A 26022-nucleotide genomic window follows, 5' to 3' on the forward strand; every position below is an offset into this window, starting at 1 on the left:
TTTAAAAATAAAGAGCAGGAAACCACTATAAACTGGGTTTCTTGCTCTTTTTTTATTAAATAAATATGAACTATGCTTCAAAATCTATAATAATTCTTCCAGCGTTTTCATGATTAAGTACTGTCTCAATAGAATGTTTTAAATCTTTAAAAGCAATTGTATTTTTAATTTCATGTAATTTATTAGATTTTAAATCAGTTGCTAATCTTCTCCATACACGTTGACGTAATTTCATTGGTGTCATAACTGAATCAAGTCCAACGACGCTTACACCGCGAAGAATAAATGGAAATACTGAAGTTTCAAAGTGGTTACCTCCAGTCATACCAATTAATGCAACACCGCCACCATTTGTTAGATGCTTTGCTATATAAGGTGTTCCAGGACCACCGCAAGGATCAATAGCAGCTTGCCAAGTTCTTTTTCCTAATATTTCATTACTATCTTCAGAAATACGATCGATAACTTCTCTTGCTCCTAATTCTTTTAATTTATTTGTAGCTTTTTTATTTCCAGTACTTGCTACAACTTTATAACCAAGTTCATTTAACATCATTACAGCTAAAGACCCAACACCACCAGAAGCGCCACGTACAAGTACTTTATCGCCTTCAAGTGTCATAAAGTTTGCTTTTTCTAATTTTTCTATTGCTAAACCAGCTGTGTAACCAGCAGTCCCATAAATCATCGCTTCTTCAAGTGTTAGATTTTCAGGACATTTAACAATCCAATCTGATTTAACACGGGCATACTCACTAAATCCACCGTAATGATTGACGCCTAAATCATAGCCAGTAATAATAACTTCTTCACCTTTTTCGATTGTAGGGTCATCAGATTCTACGACTGTACCTGCCAAATCAATTCCAGGAACCATTGGATATGATTTAAGTACACCGCTATCTTTAACAGTGGCTAAGGCATCTTTATAATTAATACCAGAATATTGAACTTTTATTAAAACTTCACCTTCAGGTAAATCATTGATTGATAAATCTTTGAAATCACTTGTGACAGTGCCATCATTATCTTTTTCAACCATAAACGCTTTGAAATTTACACTCATAAAATCGTACTCCTTAAAAATAAAAAATTAGATGTTAATTGCATATCCTAAATAACCATACCACATTTTAAATGAGTCATTAAGTTAAAAAGTTTATATAAATTAAATATAAAATAGTCTGTATTTTGATAAAAAATAATTATATTGACAGTAAAACAGCATAAATATATAATTTTATTGATAATGATTATCACTTGATAATAATCATGTTGATAGAGATATAAAACTGCAATTTTAAAATTTAGATGTAGAGAATATACATTTTAAAATATTTAACATCAAAAGATAATCACTAAATTTTAATGAGGTGAATTTATTATGAAGAAATTACCAACTATTTTACTAACATCATCACTACTATTAACAGCTTGTGGTCATAATAATCACGATAATGCTAATGAGAAAACTTCAAAAAAATCTACAAATGAGAATAAAGTAGCATTACAGAAAGCAGCTAAAGAATATAGAAAATATACAAATGAACAGTTAGATCAGTTTTTAAAAGGAACTGAAGAATTTGTATCTGCAATAAAAGCAGATGATATTGAAAAAGCAAAATTTTTGTATCCTAAAGTACGCATGTATTATGAACGTTCTGAACCCGTAGCTGAAGCATTTGGCGATTTAGATCCTAAAATCGATGCCCGCCTAGCTGATATGAAAGAAGAGAAAAAAGAAGATAAGTGGACAGGGTATCATAAAATTGAAAAATCTCTTTATCAAGAAAATAAAATAGATGAAATGACTAAGAAGGATGCTGATCAATTACTAAAAGATGCTAAAGAATTAGATGCTAAAATAGATACATTAGATATTACACCTAAGTTAATGCTACAAGGATCAGTGGATTTATTAAATGAAGTATCTACATCAAAAATTACTGGAGAAGAAGAGATATACTCTCACACCGATTTATATGATTTTAAAGCAAATATCGAAGGTGCTCAAAAAATTTATGAATTATTTAAATCTGAATTAGAAAAGAAAGACAAAAAATTGAGTTCTACAATTATGGATAATTTTAATAAAGTGAATCAATTACTTAATAAATATAAAAATAATAATGGTTATAAAGATTATAGTGCAATAACTAAAGAAGATAGAAAAGCGTTATCAGATGCAGTTAACTCACTAGGAGAACCATTAAGTAAAATGGCTGTGATTACAGAATGAGTAATATAAATCATAAAAATCACCCTCAAATGACTAGACGTTCATTTTTAAAGTTACTAGGTATAGGAAGTGCTGGTGCTGTTATTGGAGCAAGTAGTGTAGGCAGTATCTTTTCGTTTAAATCTATGTTTGATACTCCTGAAAGTGAAGAAAACGATTCATATGAATTTTATGGACATATTCAAGCTGGTATTACTACACCAACTCAAAAAAATTGTAATTTCATTGCATTAGATTTAAAGTCCAAAGATCAAACATTAATTAAAGATATGTTTAAAAAATGGACTCAAATGTCTGTTAGTATGACTGACGGTGCTATTATTGGGGGAAATAGTAACAATACACTATTACCACCTGTAGATACTGGTGAATCAATAGGATTAGATGCTAGTAAACTCACTTTAACATATGGCGTGAGTAAGTCTTTTTTGAAAAAAATAGGATTATCATCTAAAATTCCATTTGATTTTAGAGATATACCTCATTTTCCTAATGATCAATTAGATGAAGAGTATAGTGATGGAGATATTATGATTCAAGCATGTTCAAATGATCCTCAAGTTACTTTTCATGCTATACATAACTTAATACGACCTTTTAGAGACATCATTAAAATTCGTTGGTCACAACATGGTTTTATTTCTGCTAAAAAAAATGAAACACCGAGAAATTTAATGGCATTTAAAGATGGTACAGTTAATCCACGAAAAAATAACGATTTGAAAAAATATGTATTTATTGATAATGGATGGGCAGAAAATGGAACGTATTGCATTATAAGACGAATCCAAATACATATTGAGACATGGGATCGTACCGCATTAGAAGAGCAAGAAGCAACATTTGGTCGTAAACGTTCTACAGGTGCACCTCTAACAGGTAAGAAAGAATTCGATAATATTGATTTAAATGCTAAAAATAATAAGGGCAAGTATGTTATCGATGAGAATGCGCATACACGTTTAGCTCGTGAAGTAAAAACTTCTATTAAACGTAGAGCATATAATTATAATGATGGTACAAATGCTAAAACAGGTGACTTAGATACTGGACTCATGTTTATTTGTTTCCAAAAATCTATTCAACAGTTTATCGATATTCAAAATAATTTAGGACACAATGATAAATTAAATGAATATATCACACATCGAGGTTCTGCATCATTTCTTGTATTACCAGGGATACAAAAGGGAGGTTATATCGGTGAAACACTCTTTAATTAGGATATCGATAATTACTCTCTTAATCATTATTACACGTCTGTTTTCATTGACTTCAGTTAGTGTTGCAAATGATAGTCAATTAAATGATGCGTATGTAGCTATCTCTGATGCGAAATCGACGTTAGAGCACAAACAATTAAATTATAACGAAAAACAAAACGTGTTGAATGAAGTAAAACATAAAATAATGTCTTTAAATATTAAAGAAAATAAAAAAGGAAAAGATGTTAAATCGAAACTTCATATGATTGATCAAGCAACGACTACAAATAAACAAATCGAATCGTTATCGGAGTTAACAAAATCTCTCATCGTTTACGAAAGTTCTGTATCGACTGATGATATTGATAAAGATATTAGAAATTTAAAAAAACAAATTAACGCAAAAGATAATATCATGCAAGAAGCTGTAAAAAATAAAGATAGATCAAAATTACAATCTATTAATAATATGTTAAATCAAATTTGGAAAAAACATGAAACGGCCATCAGAAATTATGATGAAAATAAATATGGACAAATAGAAGTATACTTGATGCAGTTACGTGTAGCTATTCAAAAAGAACCATTAGACATAAAAAAAGTAGATAATGCTTGGAAGACATTTAAAACAAGTATTGATACTGTTGATAAAAAGCAATCCAATACTGAAAAAAATCAATATAAAGTTACCCAACTTAATATTGAATTAGAGAAAGCAATCAAAGGTATCGAGAGTCATCAGTTAAAACAATCAGATGAGGCACTGACTAAATTTATACAAATATGGCCTTATGTTGAAGGCAAAATTCAAACTAAAAACAGTAGTTTATATACAAAAATTGAAGATAAAATTCCATATTATCAAAGTATTTTAGATAATAGTAATAAAGATCGTATTAAAGAAAGTTTAATAAAAATAAATTCTGAAATTAAAGATACTGTAAGTGAAGACGCATATTCATCTATAGATGTAATGATTATATTTTTACGTGAAGGATTAGAAGTATTATTAATCATATTGACATTAACAACTATGACAAGAAATGTTAGAGACACTAAAGGGACAACAAGTGTCATTGGTGGCGCTATATTAGGTTTGATTTTAAGTCTCGCATTAGCACTTATCTTTATTCAAGTACTAGGAAATAATGGATTATTACGTGAAGGTATGGAAGCAGCACTAGGAATAATAGCAGTTGTTTTAATGTATATTGTGGGTATATGGATGCATAGACGTTCAAGTGCTAAGCGATGGAATGATATGATTCAACAAATGTATCACCATGCAATAAGTAATCGAAACTTAGCATTATTAGGTACAATTGGATTAATATCCGTTTTGAGAGAAGGCGTTGAAGTCATTATCTTTTATATGGGAATGATGGGAAGTATAAAAACTTTAGATTTTGTTATAGGAATTATACTAGCCATTGTTATTCAAAACAGTTATACGATTGATACCTATATATTTTATTTTTAGAGTACTTTCTATTTTAATATTTATTATGGCATTTAAAATGTTAGGAATTAGTATTCAAAAATTACAATTACTTGGAATGATAACACAACATAGTATTGAGCATATTCCAACACTTAATATCATTGGTTTTTATCCAAGTATTGAAACGATGAGTGCACAATTAATTTATATACTATTAATTGCTTATTTCACTGTAAAACATACTAAAACAAAGCATCATATCTAAATTGAAAATAAAGTCTCAAACGAGTAGATTAATTTACTCGTTTGAGACTTTTGCATTTGATTCGAATTCATTAATGTCGAGTAGTTATTTTAGTTAAAAGAATGCTTATTTCAAATAAAATAATGAGTGGTAAAGTCAAAAATAGATTCAAAGTGATATCTGGTGGTGCAAGAATACTAGCAATAATGAAACAAGTAAAATAAATATATTTGCGATATTGGTGTAATTGTTTAATATCTATTACATCCATTTTAACTAGTCCCATACAAAACATAGGTAATTGAAAGACGACACCAAATATAAATAACCACCTTATTAATTCATGTAAATAAGCATTAAAACCAATCACTGGTTGAATATACATTGTTTTCGATAATGTTAATGAAAATTTTATAATTAATGGAAATCCGATAGTATAGGCGAAACCGACACCAATGATAAATAACGCAGTACATAATAAACTATATTTATAAATAAAAAAACGTTCACGTCGATGAAGCCCTGGTGATATAAATGCCCATAATTGATAGAAAATAATAGGAAGAACTAAGCACAAAGTTACAAAACTAATGATTAGTATATAGACTTGAATCATTTCAGTGAATGAAAAAGTATGTAAAACAACTTGAGTGCGTTTAATATGGTAAACAAAAGTTGTGATCCACCATTTAGATGATATGTATACTAACGGCAAAGTAATTAAAAATGAAATAAGTATATTAATTAAACGTCGCCTTAATTCTTCAAAGTGTTCGAGTAAGGTCGAACTAGTTTGATTTGTCTCGCTGTTGTTTAGAATGTTTACTGGGTGTTTCCTCCACCTCATCTGAATCAATGTGTTCAGCTGCAGACTTAAATTCTCTTAAAGTACTGCCAATCGCTTTACCAAATTGTGGTAATTTTTTAGGACCAAAAATAATTAATGCAACAATACTAATAATGACTAAACTGGTAGGTCCAGCAATGCCTAATATAAATAACTCATGAAACATCTTAAACACCTCACTTTAATATAATCTATCTTTACTTTATACTTATTGATAATTATTATCAATACATATTTTAATTTATAAAAAAATAATTTAATATAGTGTTTGAAATGTGTTTGATAAGGAATAAGATATTATCTGGTTTTGAGAAAAATAAGTACAATAAAAAGAGGGAAAATATGAAAGAAGAAATTGAAGAAATTAAAAAAGATAATGTAAGTGAGTTAAGAAAAATTGCAGAAAAAACGTTTTATGATACTTTTAAAGGTAGTTATACTGATGAAAACTTTAAAAAATTTTTTAAAGAAAACTATAATGAAACGAAGTTATTATCAGAAATCGAACATCACCAATCATTTCACTATTTCTATAAGGTCGATGATGAGATTGCTGGTTATTTAAAATTAAATATTAATGAAACACAAACTGAACCAAAAGGTGATCAATATTTAGAAATTCAACGCATTTATTTTGATAAGGATTACCAAGGTGGAGGAAGAGGAAGTCAATTTATTCAATTAGCTATTGATAAAGCAAGGGAGTATAATAAATCAAAAATATGGTTAGGTGTTTGGGAAAATAATCCTTCTGCCATTAGCTTTTATAAAAAGCAAGGCTTTGAAATTACAGGACAACATGATTTTATTAATGGTAATGTAATAGACACGGATTTAATTATGGAAAAAGAAATTTAAAATAACACAATAAAGCACTAAGCGTACAGAAAAGTTCTGTACGCTTAGTGCTTTATTATTTATCTAAAATATCTCTCATAAGTTGAGTTAATTTTTTTAGAGATTGATTATTACGATTTATAAGTGCATGTTGATGAATGGTAGGAATCCTATCATGAATTAAATGATTTAGTAACAATTCTTCGTCTGTGTACCAAACTTTTGCTAGACTATTCAGCACATCAATATAGACGCCACGTTCTTCTTTATATTCTTCGTGGTTAGGAGTATATAAACAAACTTTTTTATCAATAGTTAGGGCATCAAAAATGATAGAAGAATAATCAGTAAGTACAATGTCTGATACTAAGATTAAGTCTTGTGTTTCGATATCCATAGGAGCCTCAATGACACCTTCTGGAATAGCATCATCACCTTCAATATGCCCCTTATATATCACATAGTATTTTTCTAGTAACTCTGGTGTCATCGTTAAAGGCGTAAATGATTCTGTATTTTTATGCCATGTTGGCGCATATAATAAAACAGGTTTTGTATGATTGAGTTTTAATTTTTCACGTATTTTTCTTTGCTGATTTTGATTATCTTTATAGTTTAGTAAATAACTTACTCTTGGATAACCAAAAGGAAGAAATTGAACCGTTTCATTAGGAAAAGCAGTCTCAAATAAACCTTCTGAAGCTTTTGAATCTAATAAGACATATGATTGGTGTTTCCATTTATTATATTTTCTTGCTCTGTAATTATAAATAGTTTGATTTTGATAAGGTTCTTTACTATCTAAAAATAATTCTTTAATAGGTGTACCATGCCATAATTGAATGACTGTACCATTAGGTTGGTAAGCTTCAGGCATATAACTTTCAATGACTACAATTTTTGCAGTTTCAATAAGTTCTTTATTATGTTCTGCATCAATGGGAAGGAAATACGGTCCACGTCTATCGTCAGTAATGTAATAAGCTTCTGTTGTTGGATTTCGTTTTACAAAATAATTAAAAAGGTATTTAGAGTTACCCCTATAGCCATAATCGAATCCTAAAAATACGACATGATTTTTCAATTTGGATGTATCTTTAGTATAGATATAACTTAATTTTTTATGATTTTGAATAGCACGTTGATGAATTTTATTGTACATCCATTTAGGTAATTTAAATTTTGTTGTTACAAGCCAGCTATCAGCAAAACGAAGAGTTTCGTCAGCTAATGGATGCTTATATTTAGGAAATGGAATCGAATGGCCGTGGATATAAGCTAATTTATTTAAATCAAAGTGATTGGCAATTTTAATTTCTCGTGTATCTAATGAATTCCAAAATGAACTAGATGTCTGTAATTCTTCAATAAAATCAAAAACAACATGTCCATCTATATCGATCTCATTTTTTAAAATAGTGATGACTGCTAGATCCATAATAGATTGAATTTGATATTTTGAAAGGTAAATCAGCGCAGTATCAATATTATAAATGATATTTGGATAATGATTAATATTATTCATCCAAGCGAGAAAACTTAATTTATCATTCCCAAAATAACGACAATCATTAAGATAAACACCATGGATTGTGTAATCAACCGCAATAGAATGTTCACCTAATGAGACAGCATTAAGCATGTCTTGATTAATTTTTATTTCGTTAGAATAGGGGATAAAATGTGAATACCCTGCAGATTTAGCTTTATTAAGTTGTATATCTAGATGTGCCATATTAGATATATTTATTTGTTTAATCATTATGCATTATCCTTTAACTCCTAAATTTCATATTTTTATTTTACCATGCACTTTTAAAAAATTCATATTTACATGAATGATAATATAAAATCGTATGTTAATGAAAATTCAAATAGATTTTACTACTATTGTTGACATAAATTATTTTTACAGTATTGTCAATTGTGACAAGAAGTGTTATATTATTTTTGTGAAAATATTCACAAAAATAAAAAGTGTAATATTCTAATTTTAACTTGATTACAATATGTTAATTTTTGTGAATACCTGTTAAAATTAGAAAAGTGAATTTTTAGTTGTTTAGCTAGATAATTCATCAATATAATAAAATATTAAGGAAAGAAGCGTTTAAACTATGTTAGTACATTCTTTTAACCCTTTTGGTAACTTAGTGTTATCTAGTTTGATTGCAGCGATTCCAATCATTTTATTCTTGTTATGTTTAACAGTGTTTAAAATGAAAGGTATTTATGCAGCAATTACTACTTTAGTAGTGACTTTACTTATCGCTATCCCATTCTTTAAATTACCAGGTGGTATTGCGACAGGCGGTGTAATCGAAGGATTCTATCAAGGTATTATTCCCATTGGTTATATTGTTATCATGGCCGTTTTATTATATAAAACGACTCAAGAATCAGGTCAATTTAGTACAATTCAAGATAGTATCATGAGTATCTCTCAAGACCAACGTATTCAATTACTATTAATTGGTTTTGCGTTTAATGGTTTCTTAGAAGGTGCTGCTGGTTTTGGTGTGCCAATTGCAATCTGTGCATTATTACTTGCTCAATTAGGTTTCAAACCTTTACAAGCAGCAATGTTATGTTTAATTGCTAATGCGGCTTCAGGTGCATTTGGTGCAATTGGTATTCCAGTAGGTATTGTGAATACACTTCATTTACCAGGTCACGTACAAGCCATGGCTGTTTCTCAAACATCTACTTTAACTTTGGCAATTATTAACTTTATTATTCCATTCTTATTAATCTTTATTATTGATGGATTTAAAGGTATTAAAGAAACATTACCTCAAATTTTGGTAGCATCAATTACGTTTACTGTATTACAAGGTTTAATTACAGTATTTGTTGGACCAGAATTAGCTGATATTATTCCACCATTAGTAACAATGGGAGTTTTAGCAGTATTTTCTAAAAAAGTTCAACCGAAAAATATCTTTAGAATTCAAAAAGATGTTAAACCAGAAGCAGTTAAACCGCATAGTGGTAAAGAAATTCTATATGCATGGAGTCCATTCATTATCTTAACGATTATTGTTATGATTTGGAGTGCAACTTTCTTCAAAAACTTATTTGCACCAAATGGTCCTTTATCAGCATTAGTATTTAATTTCAATTTACCAGGCACATACAGTGATGTTACACACAAACCAATTATGTTAACTTTTAACTTTATTGGTCAAACTGGTACTGCCATTTTACTAACAATTATTATTACAGTATTAATGTCTAAAAAAGTTAGCTTTGGTGATGCAGGTCGTTTATTTGTTGAAGCATTTAAAGAATTATGGTTACCAATTGTAACAATTTGCTTCATCTTAGCAATTTCTAAAATCACAACTTATGGTGGTTTAAGTGCAGCTATGGGTCAAGGTATTGCAAAAGCAGGTGGCGTCTTCCCAATCTTATCTCCAGTATTAGGTTGGATTGGTGTGTTTATGACAGGTTCAGTAGTAAACAACAACTCACTATTTGCACCAATCCAAGCTTCTGTAGCACAACAAATTGGTACAAGTGCACCATTACTTGTTGCAGCTAATACTGTTGGTGGGGTTGCAGCTAAATTGATTTCACCACAATCTATTGCGATTGCAACAGCAGCTGTAAAACAAGTGGGTAAAGAATCAGAATTACTTAAAATGACTCTGAAATACAGTATAGGATTACTTATCTTTATCTGTATTTGGACATTTATCTTATCTATATTTATGTAGATATCATTAAAAGGATTGCAATTCGGAGAATTCCGATTGCAATCCTTTTTTATTTGAAAATAGAATAAAAATAATCGTAAATTTTATCTGGAGAATAATGTTCAAGAGTTCGATGACTTGATTTAATCATGTTTTCTGAATGCTCTTTCTTTTGAATAGCAAGATCAATATATTTTGCTAATGATTGTGCATTCGCATAGTCTGCTAAATAACCATTTTTATTATGTTGAATCAGTTGTGAAGGTCCAAGTGTATCTTTAAAACTAATAACAATATTGTCTTGAGCCATTGCTTCTAATATGACCATTCCAAACCCTTCATTTCGTGAAGGGACGACAGTCATTCGACTTTGCGCTAATTTTTCATTAAGGTGTTGAGTGGCTGGATGTATGGTTATTAAGTCATTAAGCTGGTAATGATTAATAGTTTCTTGTAAATTTTGATGTTCTTGACCTTCACCATAAATCTCTATTTTATAATTTTTCTGTATAAGCGTATCTTTAATGAGTTGGACACTTTCGATTAAAATATCATAACCTTTTTCATATTCTAGACGTCCGGCACTTAAAATAATATTTTTTTTAGGTAGATTTAATTTTTTAGTTCGAATAATATTAGGAACGACATATACAGGTGTTTCAATGAATGATTCATAATGGTTTTTATCAGTAAGAGTTAAAGTGGTTAGTGCGTCTAGATGTTGATAAGCATCTAATATTTCTTGTCGATACGCTTTGGGATAGGCATTTAAATTCATATGTTCCATACCTATTGTCATTGCATGTCCATGATAATATTTAGAAATAAATATATTAAAACTTGCTCTTGTACCTATGAGTACATCGGTATCTATATCATTAATTGCACGTATCAGTTTATGTTCAATATACTTGGAGAATTGATTTAAACCAGGCTCATGTTTTGAAAGGTAGATAGGCTTTAATAAAGGAGTGTATTTATTAAGTCGATTCATAAAGATAGAAATCACATTTTGTGGTTTTAGTCTATAATCAACTAAGTGTTTTATTTTAATAGAAGAATTGAGTTTGAAGTAAGGCATATCTTTAGCTCTAAAAATAGAAATAATTTCAACGTTATGACCTTTGTCCGCTAAGGTATTTGCTAATTCAGTCATTGCTTTAACTGTGCCACCTAAGGCGTATATATTATGCATTAAAAAAGTAAATGATTTCATGATTGTACCTCGTTATTAATAATATTATAAAAATTATAGCATGTAATAAACCAACTGTATAAATATTGTAAGCTTTATAATAAAATTAAAATATTTTTGAAAATAGAAACGAAATAATGTAATAATTCGTGTAAATACTTTTTTCAAAGAGAAATTATGTATATAATTACTATAGTAATTAAAATGTTATTTACGCTTTTAACGTCAAATTAATATTTATTTTTTATCAATTAAAGAAAGCGTTTTAAATTAAAAATGGTCGTGTTTATTTCGACTGAAGATGTGATTATAAAAGGGGGACTGGGTTGTTATGAGTATAGAACATAGCAAAACAGATGTCATCTTAATCGGTGGCGGAATCATGAGCGCAACATTAGGAACATTACTAAAAGACTTATCTCCAGAAAAAGAAATTAAAATTTTCGAAAAATTGGAACAATCTGGTGAAGAAAGTTCAAATGTTTGGAATAATGCTGGCACAGGTCATTCAGCTCTATGTGAATTGAATTATACAAAAGAAAATAAAGATGGCAGTATTGATGTAACAAAAGCAATTAAAATTAATGAACAGTTCCAAGTATCTAAACAATTTTGGGCTTATCTAGTCAGAACTGGTCAACTAGAACATCCAGGTAATTTTATTCAATCTGTGCCACATATGAGCTTTGTTAAAGGTATTTTAAACGTAGACTTTTTGAAAAAACGTGTAAAAGCTTTAAAAGAAAATATTTTATTTCAAAAAATGGAAATCACAGAAGATCGGGATCAAATTGATGAATGGGTGCCGTTAATGGTAGAAGGTAGAACATCACCCGTTCCTATTGCATTATCTCGTGATGAAACTGGTACAGATGTAAACTTTGGAGCACTCACTAAAAAATTAATTTCTAATTTAAAAGAACGTAATGTAGACGTTACGTATCATCAAGAAGTTCAAAATATTGAACGATTGAACAATGGTTATTGGAAAGTGACTGTCAAAGATTTGAACTCTAATACAATTCATACGTTTGAATCTGAGTTTGTGTTCATCGGTGCTGGAGGAGCAAGTCTTCCACTTCTACAAAAAACTGGAATTAAGCAGTCTAAACATGTAGGTGGTTTCCCAGTAAGTGGTCTTTTCTTACGTTGTAAAAACGAAGACGTTATTGAACGTCACTATGCAAAAGTATATGGTAAAGCAGATGTTGGAGCACCGCCGATGTCTGTACCACATTTAGATACACGATTTGTAAATGGAGAACGCTCTCTATTATTTGGACCGTTTGCAGGTTTCTCACCTAAATTTTTGAAAACAGGATCCAATTTAGATTTAATTCGCTCTGTTAAACCGAATAATATTGTGACGATGTTAACAGCAGGAGTTAAAGAGTTCAATTTAACTAAATACTTAGTTTCTCAATTAATGCTTAGTCATAAAGATCGAATGAATGATTTAAGAATCTTTTTACCGAATGCTAGAGACGAAGATTGGGAAGTTGTTATTGCTGGACAACGTGTTCAAGTGATTAAAGATACAGAAGATAGTAAAGGGAACTTACAATTTGGTACAGAGGTCATTACTTCTGATGATGGATCACTTGCAGCATTATTAGGTGCTTCTCCAGGAGCTTCAACAGCTGTCGACATCATGTTAGATGTATTAAAACGCTGTTACAAAAATGAATTTGATGCTTGGATTCCAAAAATTAAAGAGATGATTCCATCGTATGGACTTAAACTTAATGAGCATGAAGAAGTTTATAACGCAGTAAATAAAGAAGTAAGAAAATATTTAAATGTGAAATAATCAAAAAAACAGGTAGTGTCCTTTTTAACACTGCCTGTTTTTGTCTAATAAGTTAAAATAGGGTATGTGGAAATAGAATTTTAAATGTCGTGCCACTTTCAGAATTACTAGATACACATATTTTACCGTGATGTAAATCAATGATGGACTTAGTAATTGCTAGTCCTAAACCATTACTATTATCACTAGCATTGAGTTTATAAAAACGATCAAATAGATGTGGTATCGCTTGTTTAGAAATAGTTTGTCCTTCATTTGTTACCGCAAACATAATATGATTATTTTCTTGATTCAAAGTAATATCGATAATGCCATTTATATCTGAATATTTAATAGCATTTTGAATTAGATTCGAAAATGCTTGATGTAAAAGGCGACGATTTCCCTGGAAATATATGTTATGCATATCAGATAATAACATCAATGATTTATCATCAATCGTGTATTGTTCATGTCGAATGATATCAGTAATGAGTGAAGATAATTCTAAATTATCGTCAACAGATAAGTGATTCGCATTATCTAATTCAGATAGTAATAGTAGTTCTTTTATTAAGTTACTAAGACGTGTAATTTCTAAATGAATATCATTGATTAAGCTATGACGTTCATCTTCTGAATGCGCAAATTGTAATTCAGTTAATAGTCTTTCAATATGTGTAAGAGGTGTTTTAATTTCATGTGAAACATTTTGAACAAAATGTTGACGCATGTCATCTAATTGTTTTAATGACTGACGCATGGTATCAAAGCGAAACTGTAAAGTTCCAATTTCATCATGACGTGTACGAGAAATGGGTGTTTCAAAATTCCCATTCATTAATTGTTCTGTCGCCATTTTTAACTTTTTAATAGGTTTAATGATCGAGTATGTTGAAGCAATAACAAGCGAAATAGATATCAGCAATAAGAAAATAAGTAATACCAATAAAAATATTCTAAACTCGCCGAATGTTTTACCTATATCTGGCCGCATAAATACTGCTATAGGTTCATGGTCTTCATAAAATCTTATGCCCACCGTGTTATCTGTTTCGTTATCAAAGAAACCTGTCACAAATAATTCAAAAGGTTTGTTTTTTATACCGTGATAATCATGACCACGCATAACTTGGTTAATAGATGATGAGGACAGTGTATCTTTTCTAAAAGGTTCACCATAAAATGTTTTTTGTCCTTGTTTATCGACGGTAACGATTTGATAATTCATTTGTCCTAAATGTTGAAAATAAGACTTTACGTATTTTGAAGGAAGTTGATGTTCGTATGTACGAGCTTCTTTTAAAGTACGCATAATTTTAGTGTCATTATTTTCTTTGAGATTGAAATGATAATATATATTTGCAATGAAAAAACTAACTAATGCACTAAAAATAATCACAGTAATAGTATAAATCGCAATGCGACTATATAATGTTTTAAACATCTTTATTCACCTTGTATCCCTGTCCCCTTACTGTTTGAATTTCAATAGTTGCTTCTAATTTTTTTAAGCGTGCTCTTAAACGCTTAATATGAACATCTACTGTTCTTTCATCGCCTGCATAATCGAAACCCCAAATTTTTTCAATAATAGACTCTCTTGTGAAAATTTGTCTTGGATGAGTACACAATAAAAATAGAAGTTGGAATTCTTTAGTAGGAAGATTCATTTTTTTAGATTCTACACTTACCTCCATAAATTCATCATTTAAACTAACATTTCCTATTTCAATCTTATTTTGTATATTAATTTGATAACGACGCAAAACGGCACGAATTCTAAATAATAATTCTTTAATTTCAAATGGTTTAGTTACATAGTCATCTGTGCCACTGACAAATGCGCGTTCTTTATCACTTAATGCATCTCGTGCTGTAAGCATAATAACTGGTAATTGATAGCGATCTTTTAATAATTGACATAATTCAAATCCATCCATACCTGTCATCATAATATCTACAACTGCGATATCCACAAGATGATGATTAAGATATTTTAAAGCTTGTTCTCCACTCGAATGTGTCACTGTTTTTATATGATCCGCTTCTAAATGTTTAGAAACATAATGCAAGAGTTTTGGATCATCATCTACAATTAAACATTTTATCATTTACTTTTCGCTCCTTTTCTTGTTATTATACGAATCTTTAAAATCTAAGACAATTTTCTTTGTTGTTCATATTCAGTTCATATTTACTCTCTATACTGTTTAATAAAGATAAATAGGGAGGAAAAAAGAAATGAATTTAGCTTGGAAAGAAATAAAATTTTATAAATTTCGATATATATTAATTATGCTAATCATCTTTTTACTAGGAAGTATGGTATTGTTTATTAATGGTTTAGCTCAAGGTTTAGCGAGAGAAAATGTGTCATTTTTAAACAATCAAAATGCACAAACATATATTATTGAAAAAATGAAAGAACCTAAAATTGAAAAATCACAACTTGATTCAAATCAACAAAATAAGATAGAAGATATTATAAATCAACAAGCAACACATCTTGGACCTCAAACATTAAAATTAAAACAACAAGATCAAGATATTCTTACTTTCTCTACCTCTAAAGAAGGTCGTCCCTCTTTAAAAGAAGGTCGATATCCTAATCACTCACATGAAGTTGCAATAAATGATAAATTAACAGGACAAGATGTAAAAAAAGGGGATACGATTAAGTTTAAAGGTCATAAAGAAGATTATAAAGTAAGTGGTATTATTGAAGATACAATGTATTCTCATAGCTCAATGGTTATGATGAATCATTCAGATTTTAAAGCACTTAATAAAAATTATTCTACATTCTATCCAGTTAAAGAATTAAGTAAAAAAGATAAAAATAGAATAAATGATATTTCTAATGTAACAACTGTTAATGAAAAAACATTGACTGATAACATTGCAAGTTACCAAGCAGAACAAATGCCATTGAATTTAATGATAATTAGTTTGTTCGTGATTACAGCAATTGTATTAAGTGCATTCTTTTATGTTATGACCATCCAAAAAATCTCACAAATAGGTATATTAAAAGCAGTAGGAATTAAAACGAGACATTTATTAAGCTCATTAATTATAGAGATTATTTTAACTACTATGGTGGGTGTTATTTTAGCCACAATACTTATTTTAATATTAAGTTTAATTATGCCAGTGACTATGCCATTTTATTTAGGTTACGGTACAATTTTATTAATGATTGTTATTTTTCTTATTGTAGGATGTATCGGTGCCTTACTATCATTTATCAAAGTATTAAAAGTGGATCCAATTGATGCTATTGGAGGTATGGAATAATGACATTAAAACTCGAACATATTAGTAAAACATTTGGAGAAGGTTTAGCGAAGACAAACGTATTAAAGGATATTAATTTAGAAGTTCAACCAGGAGAGTTTATTATTTTAAATGGTGCATCAGGTTCAGGTAAATCGACACTATTAAATATATTAGGTGGGTTGTTGACACCTACTGATGGTAAGATATTATATGAAGGTCATGATTTGTATTCAAATTATAAAAATAGTACAGAATTAAGACTTAATGATATTGGTTTTATTTTTCAAGCATCACACCTTGTTCCTTATCTAACTGTTGAAGAGCAACTCACTGTTATTGCTAAGGAAGCGGGAGTAAATAAAAAAGAAGCTGCTTCAAATGCTAAATATTTATTAACAGAAATTGGTCTCAAAGATCGTTTGAATGCATTTCCACATATGTTATCAGGAGGAGAAAAGCAGCGTGTAGCAATTATGCGTGCCTTTACAAATAATCCTAAAATCATTCTTGCTGATGAACCAACAGCAAGCTTAGATGCAAGTCGTGCTACGAAAGTAGTAGAGATGATTAGGGAACGTATAAAATCTGAACAGATGGTAGGTATTATGATTACACATGACGAGCGATTATTTGACTATGCTGATCGCGTCGTAAAATTAGAAGACGGCAAAATACTTAATTAAAAAGTGAGTAGTATGAATATGATGGAAAAGTCTGGGTCATATAAGAAAATGATCCAGACTTTTTGTATATTAAAGTAATATCCAAATTGATACTATAAATAGTCCAACTAAATACAAAGTCAAAAGTAATTTATATTGATACATAAGTGCAAGGAAATCGCGTAAAAGCGCTTTATCTAGAAAATGATAAGGCGTTGAACTTCCTAATCCTATTATGTTTATATTTAACTTTTGTGCAAGACGTAAGGCTCTTAAAATATGAAACTGACTCGTCACACATAAAATATTAGGGACATTTTCAAACGATGTATTAATGAAAGATTTAGAATATAAAAAGTTCTCATATGTACTGCTTGATTGTGATTCCATCAATATTGAAGAAGATGACACGCCACATTTCATGAGATAATTCTTCATTGCTAAAGCCTCTGAAATTGGTTCGTCAGGACCTTGACCACCACTTACCAATATGTTGCAATTATGCGACTGTACTTTATAGATTTTTAAAGCTCTATCCAGTCTAGAGGCTAGCATAGGAGTGACTGTTTCAGTGAATATACCTGCGCCAAGTATAAGAATCACATCATATTGTTTATGGGTTTTAGCACGTCCAAATGCAGAAGAAAAAATTAAATATATAATGAAAGTGTAACAAGCACTAAATAAAATTAAAGCAATCCATAAAAACATGCCATTTAAAATAGATAATGGTATTGTACTAAGATATATAAATATACCAATAAATAAGACACCATTTATTAATCTACGAAACATTTTGTTTAAGAAACGGGTTCCTTTTTTTATTTTAAATAGATGAGAATGTTTGACAAGCAAACCGATGGTAGAAATGATAATTAATATAAACAATCCAGTTGGTAGAGTCATGGTCATGATATTAATGAGATTAATGGTGAAACATAATATCACGCTTGTAATAAAAAAAGAAAGGGAGATAAAATGTCTTATATTAAACAAAACACTTAGGATAATAATTAAAACAATAAATAATAAAATGATTGCTAGCATATTTAATAACCTCATATCTATTTATATATTTAAATGTAATGAAAGGGTCACAATTTAGCAACTATTATATTTTTCTATTTGTTTTCAACGTGGAAAATTATTGATATTATTTAACAGAGTATAAAAATTAACTACATAATATATGAAATTATTTAAGTAAGGAGATTTGTAATGAATAGAATCTCAAAAAATCATATTGAATTTATGAAACATTTCATAGACGATACAAATACATTAACGTCTAAACTTTTAAAAGATCAACAAGTAAAATATGGTGTTTCTACTGAGCAATCGAATGTACTACGATTACTTAGTCATCATCAAGCTTTATCTATAACAGAAATTACTGAAAAACAAGGGGTTAATAAAGCGGCAGTAAGTCGTCGTATAAAAAAATTAATAGAAAGTGACTTTGTTGCATTACAGAAGCCTAACGATAAAATAGATCAACGTTTAAAGTATATTGTCTTAACAGAGAAAGGGCACCAATATACGGAAGAAAATAACGAAATTATAAGTCAAATTGTGAATGATATGGTTAAAGACTTATCTAGTAGTGATATAGAAAAAGCTCTGAGTGTGCTTTATATTATAGATGAACGTGTGAAGCAGTTTAATGCTAAGGTAAAATAAACGTTAATCGGAAGTTATCTCCACAAGAAAAAAGGGTTATAATATTTGTGTGAAAAATATAAATGACATTGCATCTTATGAGAGGAAGTTGATGAGAAAATGAAACAATGTCCTTATTGTGGACAAGAATTAAATAAAAGTGATAAGCAATGTTCTAATTGTGGAAATATGATACCAAAAGAAAAAAATAAAGCAACATCGTCCTCTCAATCAGAACAATCTAATTTAAAATTTAAAAAGTTTATTCCGTGGGTCATTATAGCTTTCATTGTTGTTTTAATTGGTATTGTTTTCATACTATTAAGAAATTTCAATTCCCCCGAAGCTCAAACTAAAATTCTTGTAAACGCGATTGATAACAATGACGCTCAAAAAGTAGCGACATTAATTAGTACTAAAGATGTTCCTGTAGATGATGAAGAAGCAAGTGTTTATATTCAATATATTAAAGATGAAGTTGGAATGATGAAATTTATTCACGATGTCAAACACACAACAGATAAATTAAATAAAAGTAATCATGATTCTGCCTATATACAAACAAAAACAGATAAAAATGTATTAAAAATTAGTAAAAATGGAACGCGTTTTTTAATCTTTAATAACATGAGTTATAGACCACCTACAAAAACGGTTATTGTTAAGCCGAAAATAGATACAAAATATAAATTTAAAGCTGGTGGAAAACGTAGAGTCATTCATGCAAAGGCGAATCAAGCAACTTCTATTGGCAAATACATTCCAGGTGTTTATGCTATCGATGCTGAAAAAGACACGGAATATGGTCATTTTACAGGTCAAATGAAATTTGATTTTAGATATGCTAAAGGAAATACTGTGGATGTTAATGAGAACTTTAACGAAGCTGCACTTAAAGTTAAATTAAAGGGTAAAAGTGACTTAGATAAAAACACATTAAAAGTAACTATTAATGATAAAGAAATGAAATATGATGCATCAAAAATATATGGTCCATATCCTCAAAATAAAGACATTAGTGTTTCAGCTACAGGTATGGTTAAAGACAAAACATTTACGTCTACAAGTAAAACAATAAAAGCAAAAGATTTAGGAAACATTAATAGTGCCATACTGGACTTTGATGAAGATAAAATTTCTGATTATGTTTCAAAGAAAACTGAAGAAGAAAGTATACTTAGAGTTACGTTAGAACCATTTTTTAATCAATATGCTTATGCTCTAAATAATGCTATTAATCAACAAAATTTTGATATAATAAGTCCATTTCTAAAAAATAAGTCTGATGCATATATAGATATAAAAAATCATTTAAGTGATTCAAAGCATTTTGAGTTCTCACAGTTGTTAAGTGCAACTCAAAGTGGAGATATTATTAAAGCTAAAGTACAACAAATTAATCAACGCGGAGAAATAGAATATGTCACTTATGAAATAGAAGAAAATAAAGATAATGGAATATTACAAATTATAAACATTAAATAGATACTAAGGAGAATATTTAAATGGAACAAAGACATAACCAAGATAAGCATTCCTTGTTATTTATTATTATTCTAGGTATGTTGACTGCTATAGGACCTTTAGCGATTGATATGTTCTTACCCGGTTTACCTGAATTGAAAAATGATTTCAACACTACGACAGCTCATGCTCAATTAACACTATCGTTTTTTATGATTGGTCTTGGAATTGGTAATTTATTTGTAGGACCGATTTCCGATAGTTTGGGGCGTAAAAAACCTTTAATTATCGTTATGACCATTTTTACTCTTGCAAGTCTCGGAATCATATTTGTTCATAACATATGGCTTATGATTATCTTAAGACTTTTACAAGGTATTACTGGGGGAGGCGCGGCAGTTATTTCAAGAGCCATTGCAAGTGATTTATATAAAGGTAATGAATTAACTAAATTCCTATCTTTATTAATGCTAGTTAATGGTGTTGCTCCGGTTATTGCGCCTGCGCTTGGAGGTATCATTTTAAGTGTAGCAGTTTGGAGAGTCATATTTGTTATATTAACTATCTTCGGTATATTAATGGTAATGGGGAGTCTAACAAAAATACCAGAATCGTTAAGTTTAGAGTATAGAGATAGCAGTGGTATCAAAGTGATATTTCAGAATTTTAAAAGCTTATTAGGTACACCACGATTTGTGCTACCCATGCTCATACAAGGTGTTTCATTTATTTTATTATTTAGTTATATTTCTGCTTCACCGTTTTTAGTTCAAAAAATTTATGGTGTCTCTCCACTGCATTTTAGTTGGATGTTTGCTGGAATAGGAATAACATTAATCGTCTCTAGTCAATTAACAGGAAAATTAGTAGATTATATTCATACGCAAACACTTTTAAGGTTATTGACATGTATCCAAATTATTGGTGTATGTATTGTTTCGTTAACGCTCATCCAACATGGATCATTCATTTTTTTAGTGATTGGTTTTATAACATTAGTAGCTCCAGTTACAGGTGTAGCTACTTTAGGGTTTTCTATTGCGATGGAGGAAAGTACCACTGGTAATGGTAGTGCTTCAAGTTTATTAGGACTTGTGCAATTTTTATTTGGAGGTATTGTTACACCTTTGGTAAATGTAAAAGGAGAATATAACAGTATGCCTTATCTAACAATCATTATTAGTGCAATTGTAATCCTTGTTATTTTACACCTTATTAATTTTAAAGTGTTTAAAACAAAAAGATAAATAAAAAGGAGCAAAACAGAGTTTAATTTGATTCTGTCTTGCTCCCTTCTTTATTATCTCTGTAACTTAATTGTATTGGATAATAAAGAATTTGCTACTTCTTTAGGACTTTCTTGGCAACCGCTTCTTAGCCAATAAAGAATTACTCCAATTTGACCGCTAATGGTATAAGAAATAAAAAGTCCTCTATTTTGAATTAAGGTTTCATTTTCAACTAAAATCTTATCGTAATATTTCTTTGTAATATCTAAGTAGTCCATAACTAAACTTCTATTTGGATTTGAGATAAAAATAGCGTGAAAAAAAGATTTCTTTCTATATATATATTTAAGAATAATATGAAAGAATTTAAATACTTTTTCAGGCTCTTTTTTTATATTGTGAAAATTATTAGAAAGTGCTTTTAATAATTTTTCATACTTATTTAGATGGTAACTTTGGATTGTAGACAATAAGTCATATTTATCCTGAAAATTATCATAAAATGTTGAACGATTAATTTTACTTTGTGCACATATCATTTTAATTGAAATTTGTTCGAAGGGATAATCTTCTAGCAAATCGATCATACTTATTATAATTTTATATTTCGCTTTTAATTTCATGCATGTCACCTAAATTTAAAAAATAACCGACAATTTTTTAAGTTTTGTTGGTGTTTTTTTTATTGATATGTCTTTATAATATATAAAGTGATTTTTAAAAGCAAATAGGAGGAAAGTTCAATGAAGAAAATGGTGTTAATCAATATCATTACTATCGTTGCTTTAGTTATTATCGGAGTAGTTGGATTTTATTTCTATCATAATGCAACTAGCTATGTAACAACTGATAATGCTAAAGTTGACGGTAATCAAATTAAAATTGCGAGTCCAGCATCTGGACAAATTAAATCTTTTGACGCAAAACAAGGCGATCAATTGAAAAAAGGTGACACAGTCGCAGAAGTAACTGCTCAAGGTCAAGATGGTCAAACTCAAGATCAAAAAATTAAAATGCCACAAGATGGTACAATTGCTAAAACTGATGGAATGGAAGGCTCTATCGCTCAAGCAGGTTCACCAATTGCTTATGCATATAATTTAGATGATTTATACATTACAGCTAATATCGATGAAAATGATTTAAGCAGCATTGAAAAAGGCGATAAAGTTGATGTAACAATCGATGGTCAAGATTCTAAAATCGATGGTAAAATTAAAGAAATCGGAAAAGCAACTGCAAATAGTTTCTCATTAATGCCATCATCAAACAGTGACGGTAACTATACTAAAGTTTCACAAGTGATTCCTGTGAAAATTTCTTTAGACTCACAACCATCTAAAAATGTTGTTCCTGGAATGAACGCTGAAGTTAAAATTCATAAAGACTAAGGGGGTCATAAAATGACAGTGACCTTCATTATTGGATATATCGTTGCAGCGGTCATTTTAGTTGGTTTAATTAATTTATTCGTGTTGAAATCACGTCATAAATCTAAATTAAATCAATCAAAGGGACAACAAGTAAATGAAGAATCTAAGAGTCAAAATAATCCATCTAAATTTAAAATGAGTGACTTAGAACAAAATAACGATGCAAAGAATGCATCCTCTCCTCAGATCAGTGAAGAGAAAAAGCGTTACTTTAATAATGACCAATCTCATTATAAGGAAGGTAACGATATCAATAATGATAAAAGAAAAAATCATTTTGAAGAAGAACAAGAGCAACAAGATTCATCTTCAGAACAAATTCATCCTGAGCAAAAACAAACGTCACATTCCTTACATTACTCAGACGATGAACAACGCAATACGCATTCTGAAGATACAGTAAATCATAATGATAGAGATGTTAATAATCAACATCTTTCCAAAGATTCTATTTATGAACCTATTAATCCTGATTCACAAGAAGGACGTGTGAACGAACGTATAAAAAATCAAAACCAAGATTTTGTCTTCGGTAAAGGGATTACAAGAGGCAAAATTTTAGCTGCTATGTTGTTTGGTATGTTTATCGCAATTTTAAACCAAACATTACTTAATGTAGCTTTACCTAGAATTAATACAGAATTCAATATTTCTGCTTCAACTGGACAATGGTTGATGACAGGATTCATGTTAGTAAACGGTATTTTAATACCAATAAGTGCGTTCTTATTTAATAAATATTCATATCGTAAGCTATTTTTAATAGCGCTTGTATTATTTACAATTGGCTCATTAGTTTGTGGTATTTCAACTAACTTCCCAATTATGATGGGAGGACGTGTTTTACAAGCGATTGGTGCAGGTATATTAATGCCATTAGGATCTAATGTAATTGTTACCATTTTCCCACCTGAAAAACGTGGTGTGGCAATGGGAACAATGGGTATCGCAATGATTCTTGCTCCAGCGATTGGGCCATCATTATCTGGTTACATCGTCCAAAATTATGATTGGAATATCATGTTCTATATGATGTTTATCTTAGGACTACTTGCTTTCTTATTTGGATTAGCATGGTTCAAAATTTATCAAAAAACAATCAATCCAAAAGCAGACTATCGTGGTATCGTATATAGTACAATTGGATTTGGTGCTTTATTATATGGTTTTAGTGAAGCTGGTAACAAAGGATGGGGTTCAACTGAAATCGTTATAATGTTTATCATTGGTGTTGTGTTCATCATCTTATTTGCTATTCGTGAATTAACAATGAAAGCACCAATGCTTAATTTAGAAGTGCTAAAATCACCAACATACACACTTACTACTATTATAAACATGGTAGTAATGATGAGTTTATTCGGAGGTATGATTTTATTACCATTATATCTTCAAAATTTACGTGGTTTCTCAGCATTAGATTCTGGTTTACTATTATTACCAGGTTCATTATTAATGGGGGTATTAGGACCTGTTGCTGGTAAATTACTTGATACAATTGGTCTTAAACCACTTGCTTTATTCGGTATTGCAGTGATGACTTACGGAACGTATGAATTAACAAAACTGAATATGGATACTTCTTATCTTCATATTATGAGTATTTATGTAATACGTTCAATAGGTATGGCATTTGTTATGATGCCGTTAATGACTGCAGCTATCAATGCTTTACCACCTCGTTTAATTTCTCATGGTAATGCGTTCTTAAATACGATGAGACAATTAGCTGGTTCAATTGGTACTGCGATTCTCGTTACTGTAATGACAACTCAATCTACAAATCATCTGAATGCATTTGCAACTGAATTAGATAAAACTAATCCAGTCATTCAAGATCATGTACGTGAAATGGCCGCACAATATGGGGGTCAACAAGGCGCATTACAAGTTATCTTGACTTATGTAAATAAATTAGCCTCAATCGAAGGGATCAATGATGCGTTTTGGATTGCTACAGCATTAAGTGTCTTAGCATTCGTTTTAAGTTTATTCTTAAAAGGTAAAAAAGGTGCTGAAGCTGAACATGACAGATTGATGAGTAAAGAAAGTAATAAATTTTAATAAATAAAAAAGGTATTGGACATATAAAACGTTCAATACCTTTTTTTATTTTATTAAATATAAAATGAGATGACATGTCTATTTGATTCTAGGATGACGATTTCTAAAGAAAAAGCTTATAAATAATAACGCTAAACTACTTGAAAGTAAGATCAGTGCATTGTGAATAGCATCTGCTTCAGTAATAATTTGATTTGGTGGTAAATCTAAGAAAAAGGAATGCAAGTTCTGAGAGATTTGCTTTCCTAACATTTGAATTGTATAACTAAAGGAAAAAGCAATCATTAACGCAACAGCGATAATGATGAAATTAATCACTTTTAAAATCGTTCTATTAAATACAATGGTTAAAATTGAAATAATCATGCTGCCAATACATAAAACGAAAAATATATTAAAAGCTAGAATAAATTTATCGATTACACCTTGTAAGTTAGCGACTTCACTAATATTAATATTGAGTGGTCCAATCTGAGTAGTTGTATTTTGAAAATTTTTAATCTCAGAGAAATCAATCGCTTGATTTGCAAGAACAAAATTTAGAATAGGCTGTTTATACATGCTATAACAAGTAATCCCTACAAGTATAAGAATGATGATATGTATAATTAAACTTATCCACGAATTTTTCTTTTTACCATAATAAGCTTGTTGGTTAACACGGACATATGGGGGGCGATTTGTTTGATATCTATTAGGATTTTGATTTTGCATTATTATTACTCCTTTGCCGT

General features: G+C 29.7%; 22 protein-coding genes and 1 pseudogene. 13 read left to right on the forward strand and 10 right to left on the reverse strand.

Translation table 11 applies throughout. From position 1 onward, the window contains the following. Positions 1 to 70: 70 nt before the first annotated feature. A complete protein-coding gene (locus NSU06_RS02515) occupies positions 71 to 1066 on the reverse strand; it encodes an acrylyl-CoA reductase family protein (RefSeq protein WP_002448474.1) in 996 nt (331 codons plus the stop codon). Between the two features lie 318 nt (positions 1067 to 1384). Between NSU06_RS02515 and efeO the strand changes: the two genes are divergently transcribed. The 3 genes and pseudogenes from efeO to NSU06_RS02530 all read left to right on the forward strand — a co-directional run bounded on the left by efeO (position 1385) and on the right by NSU06_RS02530 (position 5150). Beyond that, positions 1385 to 2239, forward strand: a complete 855-nt coding sequence (gene efeO / locus NSU06_RS02520; RefSeq protein WP_048680382.1) for an iron uptake system protein EfeO — start codon at positions 1385 to 1387, stop codon at positions 2237 to 2239. Continuing rightward, positions 2236 to 3462 (forward strand): iron uptake transporter deferrochelatase/peroxidase subunit, encoded by a 1227-nt coding sequence (gene efeB / locus NSU06_RS02525; protein ID WP_070436513.1) that lies wholly within the window; start codon positions 2236 to 2238, stop codon positions 3460 to 3462. Before efeO ends, efeB begins: the two co-directional genes overlap by 4 nt. Then, positions 3443 to 5150, forward strand: a pseudogene (locus NSU06_RS02530) (FTR1 family protein). Before efeB ends, NSU06_RS02530 begins: the two are co-directional and overlap by 20 nt. Before the next feature lie 70 nt (positions 5151 to 5220). Here NSU06_RS02530 and tatC read toward each other — a convergent pair. Together tatC and NSU06_RS02540 are read right to left on the reverse strand one after the other, a co-directional pair. Next, the gene (tatC, locus tag NSU06_RS02535) at positions 5221 to 5976 is read right to left on the reverse strand and encodes a twin-arginine translocase subunit TatC (RefSeq protein WP_170076295.1); all 756 of its coding nucleotides are present in this window, start codon (positions 5974 to 5976) and stop codon (positions 5221 to 5223) included. Then, positions 5918 to 6142 carry a twin-arginine translocase TatA/TatE family subunit gene (locus NSU06_RS02540; protein WP_017174935.1) on the reverse strand — a complete coding sequence of 75 codons (225 nt, stop codon included), beginning with the start codon at positions 6140 to 6142 and terminating at the stop codon, positions 5918 to 5920. The genes tatC and NSU06_RS02540 overlap by 59 nt, the downstream gene beginning before the upstream one ends. 176 nt (positions 6143 to 6318) lie before the next feature. On the opposite strand from NSU06_RS02540, the gene NSU06_RS02545 reads away from it, so the two are divergent. Further along, positions 6319 to 6834 carry a GNAT family N-acetyltransferase gene (locus NSU06_RS02545; protein WP_070436511.1) on the forward strand — a complete coding sequence of 172 codons (516 nt, stop codon included), beginning with the start codon at positions 6319 to 6321 and terminating at the stop codon, positions 6832 to 6834. A 55-nt stretch (positions 6835 to 6889) separates the two neighbouring features. Here NSU06_RS02545 and NSU06_RS02550 read toward each other — a convergent pair whose 3' ends face one another. Continuing rightward, entirely contained in the window at positions 6890 to 8575 is a 1686-nt protein-coding gene (locus NSU06_RS02550) for a CDP-glycerol glycerophosphotransferase family protein (protein ID WP_093514905.1), read from the reverse strand. A gap of 355 nt (positions 8576 to 8930) precedes the next feature. Between NSU06_RS02550 and NSU06_RS02555 the strand changes: the two genes are divergently transcribed. Further along, positions 8931 to 10532: an L-lactate permease gene (locus tag NSU06_RS02555; protein ID WP_049334634.1), complete on the forward strand. Its 1602-nt coding sequence runs from the start codon at positions 8931 to 8933 to the stop codon at positions 10530 to 10532. A 49-nt stretch (positions 10533 to 10581) separates the two neighbouring features. Here the strand turns inward: NSU06_RS02555 and NSU06_RS02560 are convergent, their stop codons facing one another. Further along, positions 10582 to 11727 (reverse strand): glycosyltransferase family 4 protein, encoded by a 1146-nt coding sequence (locus NSU06_RS02560; protein WP_070436510.1) that lies wholly within the window; start codon positions 11725 to 11727, stop codon positions 10582 to 10584. Between the two features lie 310 nt (positions 11728 to 12037). On the opposite strand from NSU06_RS02560, the gene mqo reads away from it, so the two are divergent. Further along, complete coding sequence (gene mqo, locus NSU06_RS02565) at positions 12038 to 13516, forward strand: malate dehydrogenase (quinone) (RefSeq protein ID WP_019834773.1); 1479 nt, start codon at positions 12038 to 12040, stop codon at positions 13514 to 13516. Positions 13517 to 13568: 52 nt separating this feature from the next. Here the strand turns inward: mqo and NSU06_RS02570 are convergent, their stop codons facing one another. Both NSU06_RS02570 and NSU06_RS02575 read right to left on the reverse strand, forming a co-directional pair. After that, positions 13569 to 14942 (reverse strand): HAMP domain-containing sensor histidine kinase, encoded by a 1374-nt coding sequence (locus NSU06_RS02570; protein WP_340779286.1) that lies wholly within the window; start codon positions 14940 to 14942, stop codon positions 13569 to 13571. Next, the gene (locus NSU06_RS02575) at positions 14935 to 15609 is read right to left on the reverse strand and encodes a response regulator transcription factor (protein ID WP_049415276.1); all 675 of its coding nucleotides are present in this window, start codon (positions 15607 to 15609) and stop codon (positions 14935 to 14937) included. The genes NSU06_RS02570 and NSU06_RS02575 overlap by 8 nt, the downstream gene beginning before the upstream one ends. A gap of 130 nt (positions 15610 to 15739) precedes the next feature. Here NSU06_RS02575 and NSU06_RS02580 point away from each other — a divergent pair, with 130 nt between their 5' ends. Further along, positions 15740 to 16795, forward strand: coding sequence for an ABC transporter permease (locus NSU06_RS02580; protein ID WP_019834776.1), 1056 nt, complete (start codon positions 15740 to 15742; stop codon positions 16793 to 16795). Then, positions 16795 to 17460 (forward strand): ABC transporter ATP-binding protein, encoded by a 666-nt coding sequence (locus NSU06_RS02585; RefSeq protein ID WP_017174927.1) that lies wholly within the window; start codon positions 16795 to 16797, stop codon positions 17458 to 17460. Before NSU06_RS02580 ends, NSU06_RS02585 begins: the two co-directional genes overlap by 1 nt. 69 nt (positions 17461 to 17529) lie before the next feature. Here the strand turns inward: NSU06_RS02585 and NSU06_RS02590 are convergent, their stop codons facing one another. Then, entirely contained in the window at positions 17530 to 18486 is a 957-nt protein-coding gene (locus NSU06_RS02590) for a YdcF family protein (RefSeq protein WP_019834777.1), read from the reverse strand. 171 nt (positions 18487 to 18657) lie between these two features. Between NSU06_RS02590 and NSU06_RS02595 the strand changes: the two genes are divergently transcribed. The 3 genes from NSU06_RS02595 (at position 18658) to NSU06_RS02605 (ending at position 21809) form a co-directional block, all read left to right on the forward strand. Next, entirely contained in the window at positions 18658 to 19119 is a 462-nt protein-coding gene (locus NSU06_RS02595; RefSeq protein ID WP_049415279.1) for a MarR family winged helix-turn-helix transcriptional regulator, read from the forward strand. A gap of 99 nt (positions 19120 to 19218) precedes the next feature. Then, a complete protein-coding gene (locus NSU06_RS02600) occupies positions 19219 to 20583 on the forward strand; it encodes a zinc ribbon domain-containing protein (protein ID WP_019834778.1) in 1365 nt (454 codons plus the stop codon). Positions 20584 to 20603: 20 nt separating this feature from the next. After that, a complete protein-coding gene (locus tag NSU06_RS02605) occupies positions 20604 to 21809 on the forward strand; it encodes a multidrug effflux MFS transporter (RefSeq protein ID WP_017174923.1) in 1206 nt (401 codons plus the stop codon). Between the two features lie 53 nt (positions 21810 to 21862). Here NSU06_RS02605 and NSU06_RS02610 read toward each other — a convergent pair whose 3' ends face one another. Further along, positions 21863 to 22414 (reverse strand): TetR/AcrR family transcriptional regulator C-terminal domain-containing protein, encoded by a 552-nt coding sequence (locus tag NSU06_RS02610; protein ID WP_019834779.1) that lies wholly within the window; start codon positions 22412 to 22414, stop codon positions 21863 to 21865. 120 nt (positions 22415 to 22534) lie between these two features. Here NSU06_RS02610 and NSU06_RS02615 point away from each other — a divergent pair, with 120 nt between their 5' ends. Both NSU06_RS02615 and NSU06_RS02620 read left to right on the forward strand, forming a co-directional pair. Beyond that, positions 22535 to 23182: an HlyD family secretion protein gene (locus NSU06_RS02615; RefSeq protein WP_048682185.1), complete on the forward strand. Its 648-nt coding sequence runs from the start codon at positions 22535 to 22537 to the stop codon at positions 23180 to 23182. 12 nt (positions 23183 to 23194) lie between these two features. After that, positions 23195 to 25288 (forward strand): DHA2 family efflux MFS transporter permease subunit, encoded by a 2094-nt coding sequence (locus NSU06_RS02620; RefSeq protein ID WP_049382596.1) that lies wholly within the window; start codon positions 23195 to 23197, stop codon positions 25286 to 25288. 78 nt (positions 25289 to 25366) lie between these two features. Here NSU06_RS02620 and NSU06_RS02625 read toward each other — a convergent pair whose 3' ends face one another. Further along, positions 25367 to 26002, reverse strand: coding sequence for a hypothetical protein (locus NSU06_RS02625; RefSeq protein WP_061544285.1), 636 nt, complete (start codon positions 26000 to 26002; stop codon positions 25367 to 25369). Positions 26003 to 26022: the final 20 nt, after the last annotated feature.

It is taken from the genome of Staphylococcus sp. FSL W8-1270 (assembly GCF_038007165.1).
GTDB classification, from domain to species: domain Bacteria; phylum Bacillota; class Bacilli; order Staphylococcales; family Staphylococcaceae; genus Staphylococcus; species Staphylococcus hominis.

Excerpts from the sequence above, each read along its gene's own strand:
- NSU06_RS02515 (WP_002448474.1), bottom strand. The coding sequence starts at position 1,066 with ATGAGTGTAAATTTCAAAGCGTTTATGGTTGAAAAAGATAATGATGGC.
- efeO (WP_048680382.1), top strand. The coding sequence starts at position 1,385 with ATGAAGAAATTACCAACTATTTTACTAACATCATCACTACTATTAACA.
- efeB (WP_070436513.1), top strand. The coding sequence starts at position 2,236 with ATGAGTAATATAAATCATAAAAATCACCCTCAAATGACTAGACGTTCA.
- tatC (WP_170076295.1), bottom strand. The coding sequence starts at position 5,976 with ATGAGGTGGAGGAAACACCCAGTAAACATTCTAAACAACAGCGAGACA.
- NSU06_RS02540 (WP_017174935.1), bottom strand. The coding sequence starts at position 6,142 with ATGTTTCATGAGTTATTTATATTAGGCATTGCTGGACCTACCAGTTTA.
- NSU06_RS02545 (WP_070436511.1), top strand. The coding sequence starts at position 6,319 with ATGAAAGAAGAAATTGAAGAAATTAAAAAAGATAATGTAAGTGAGTTA.
- NSU06_RS02550 (WP_093514905.1), bottom strand. The coding sequence starts at position 8,575 with ATGATTAAACAAATAAATATATCTAATATGGCACATCTAGATATACAA.
- NSU06_RS02555 (WP_049334634.1), top strand. The coding sequence starts at position 8,931 with ATGTTAGTACATTCTTTTAACCCTTTTGGTAACTTAGTGTTATCTAGT.
- NSU06_RS02560 (WP_070436510.1), bottom strand. The coding sequence starts at position 11,727 with ATGAAATCATTTACTTTTTTAATGCATAATATATACGCCTTAGGTGGC.
- mqo (WP_019834773.1), top strand. The coding sequence starts at position 12,038 with ATGAGTATAGAACATAGCAAAACAGATGTCATCTTAATCGGTGGCGGA.
- NSU06_RS02570 (WP_340779286.1), bottom strand. The coding sequence starts at position 14,942 with ATGTTTAAAACATTATATAGTCGCATTGCGATTTATACTATTACTGTG.
- NSU06_RS02575 (WP_049415276.1), bottom strand. The coding sequence starts at position 15,609 with ATGATAAAATGTTTAATTGTAGATGATGATCCAAAACTCTTGCATTAT.
- NSU06_RS02580 (WP_019834776.1), top strand. The coding sequence starts at position 15,740 with ATGAATTTAGCTTGGAAAGAAATAAAATTTTATAAATTTCGATATATA.
- NSU06_RS02585 (WP_017174927.1), top strand. The coding sequence starts at position 16,795 with ATGACATTAAAACTCGAACATATTAGTAAAACATTTGGAGAAGGTTTA.
- NSU06_RS02590 (WP_019834777.1), bottom strand. The coding sequence starts at position 18,486 with ATGCTAGCAATCATTTTATTATTTATTGTTTTAATTATTATCCTAAGT.
- NSU06_RS02595 (WP_049415279.1), top strand. The coding sequence starts at position 18,658 with ATGAATAGAATCTCAAAAAATCATATTGAATTTATGAAACATTTCATA.
- NSU06_RS02600 (WP_019834778.1), top strand. The coding sequence starts at position 19,219 with ATGAAACAATGTCCTTATTGTGGACAAGAATTAAATAAAAGTGATAAG.
- NSU06_RS02605 (WP_017174923.1), top strand. The coding sequence starts at position 20,604 with ATGGAACAAAGACATAACCAAGATAAGCATTCCTTGTTATTTATTATT.
- NSU06_RS02610 (WP_019834779.1), bottom strand. The coding sequence starts at position 22,414 with ATGAAATTAAAAGCGAAATATAAAATTATAATAAGTATGATCGATTTG.
- NSU06_RS02615 (WP_048682185.1), top strand. The coding sequence starts at position 22,535 with ATGAAGAAAATGGTGTTAATCAATATCATTACTATCGTTGCTTTAGTT.
- NSU06_RS02620 (WP_049382596.1), top strand. The coding sequence starts at position 23,195 with ATGACAGTGACCTTCATTATTGGATATATCGTTGCAGCGGTCATTTTA.
- NSU06_RS02625 (WP_061544285.1), bottom strand. The coding sequence starts at position 26,002 with ATGCAAAATCAAAATCCTAATAGATATCAAACAAATCGCCCCCCATAT.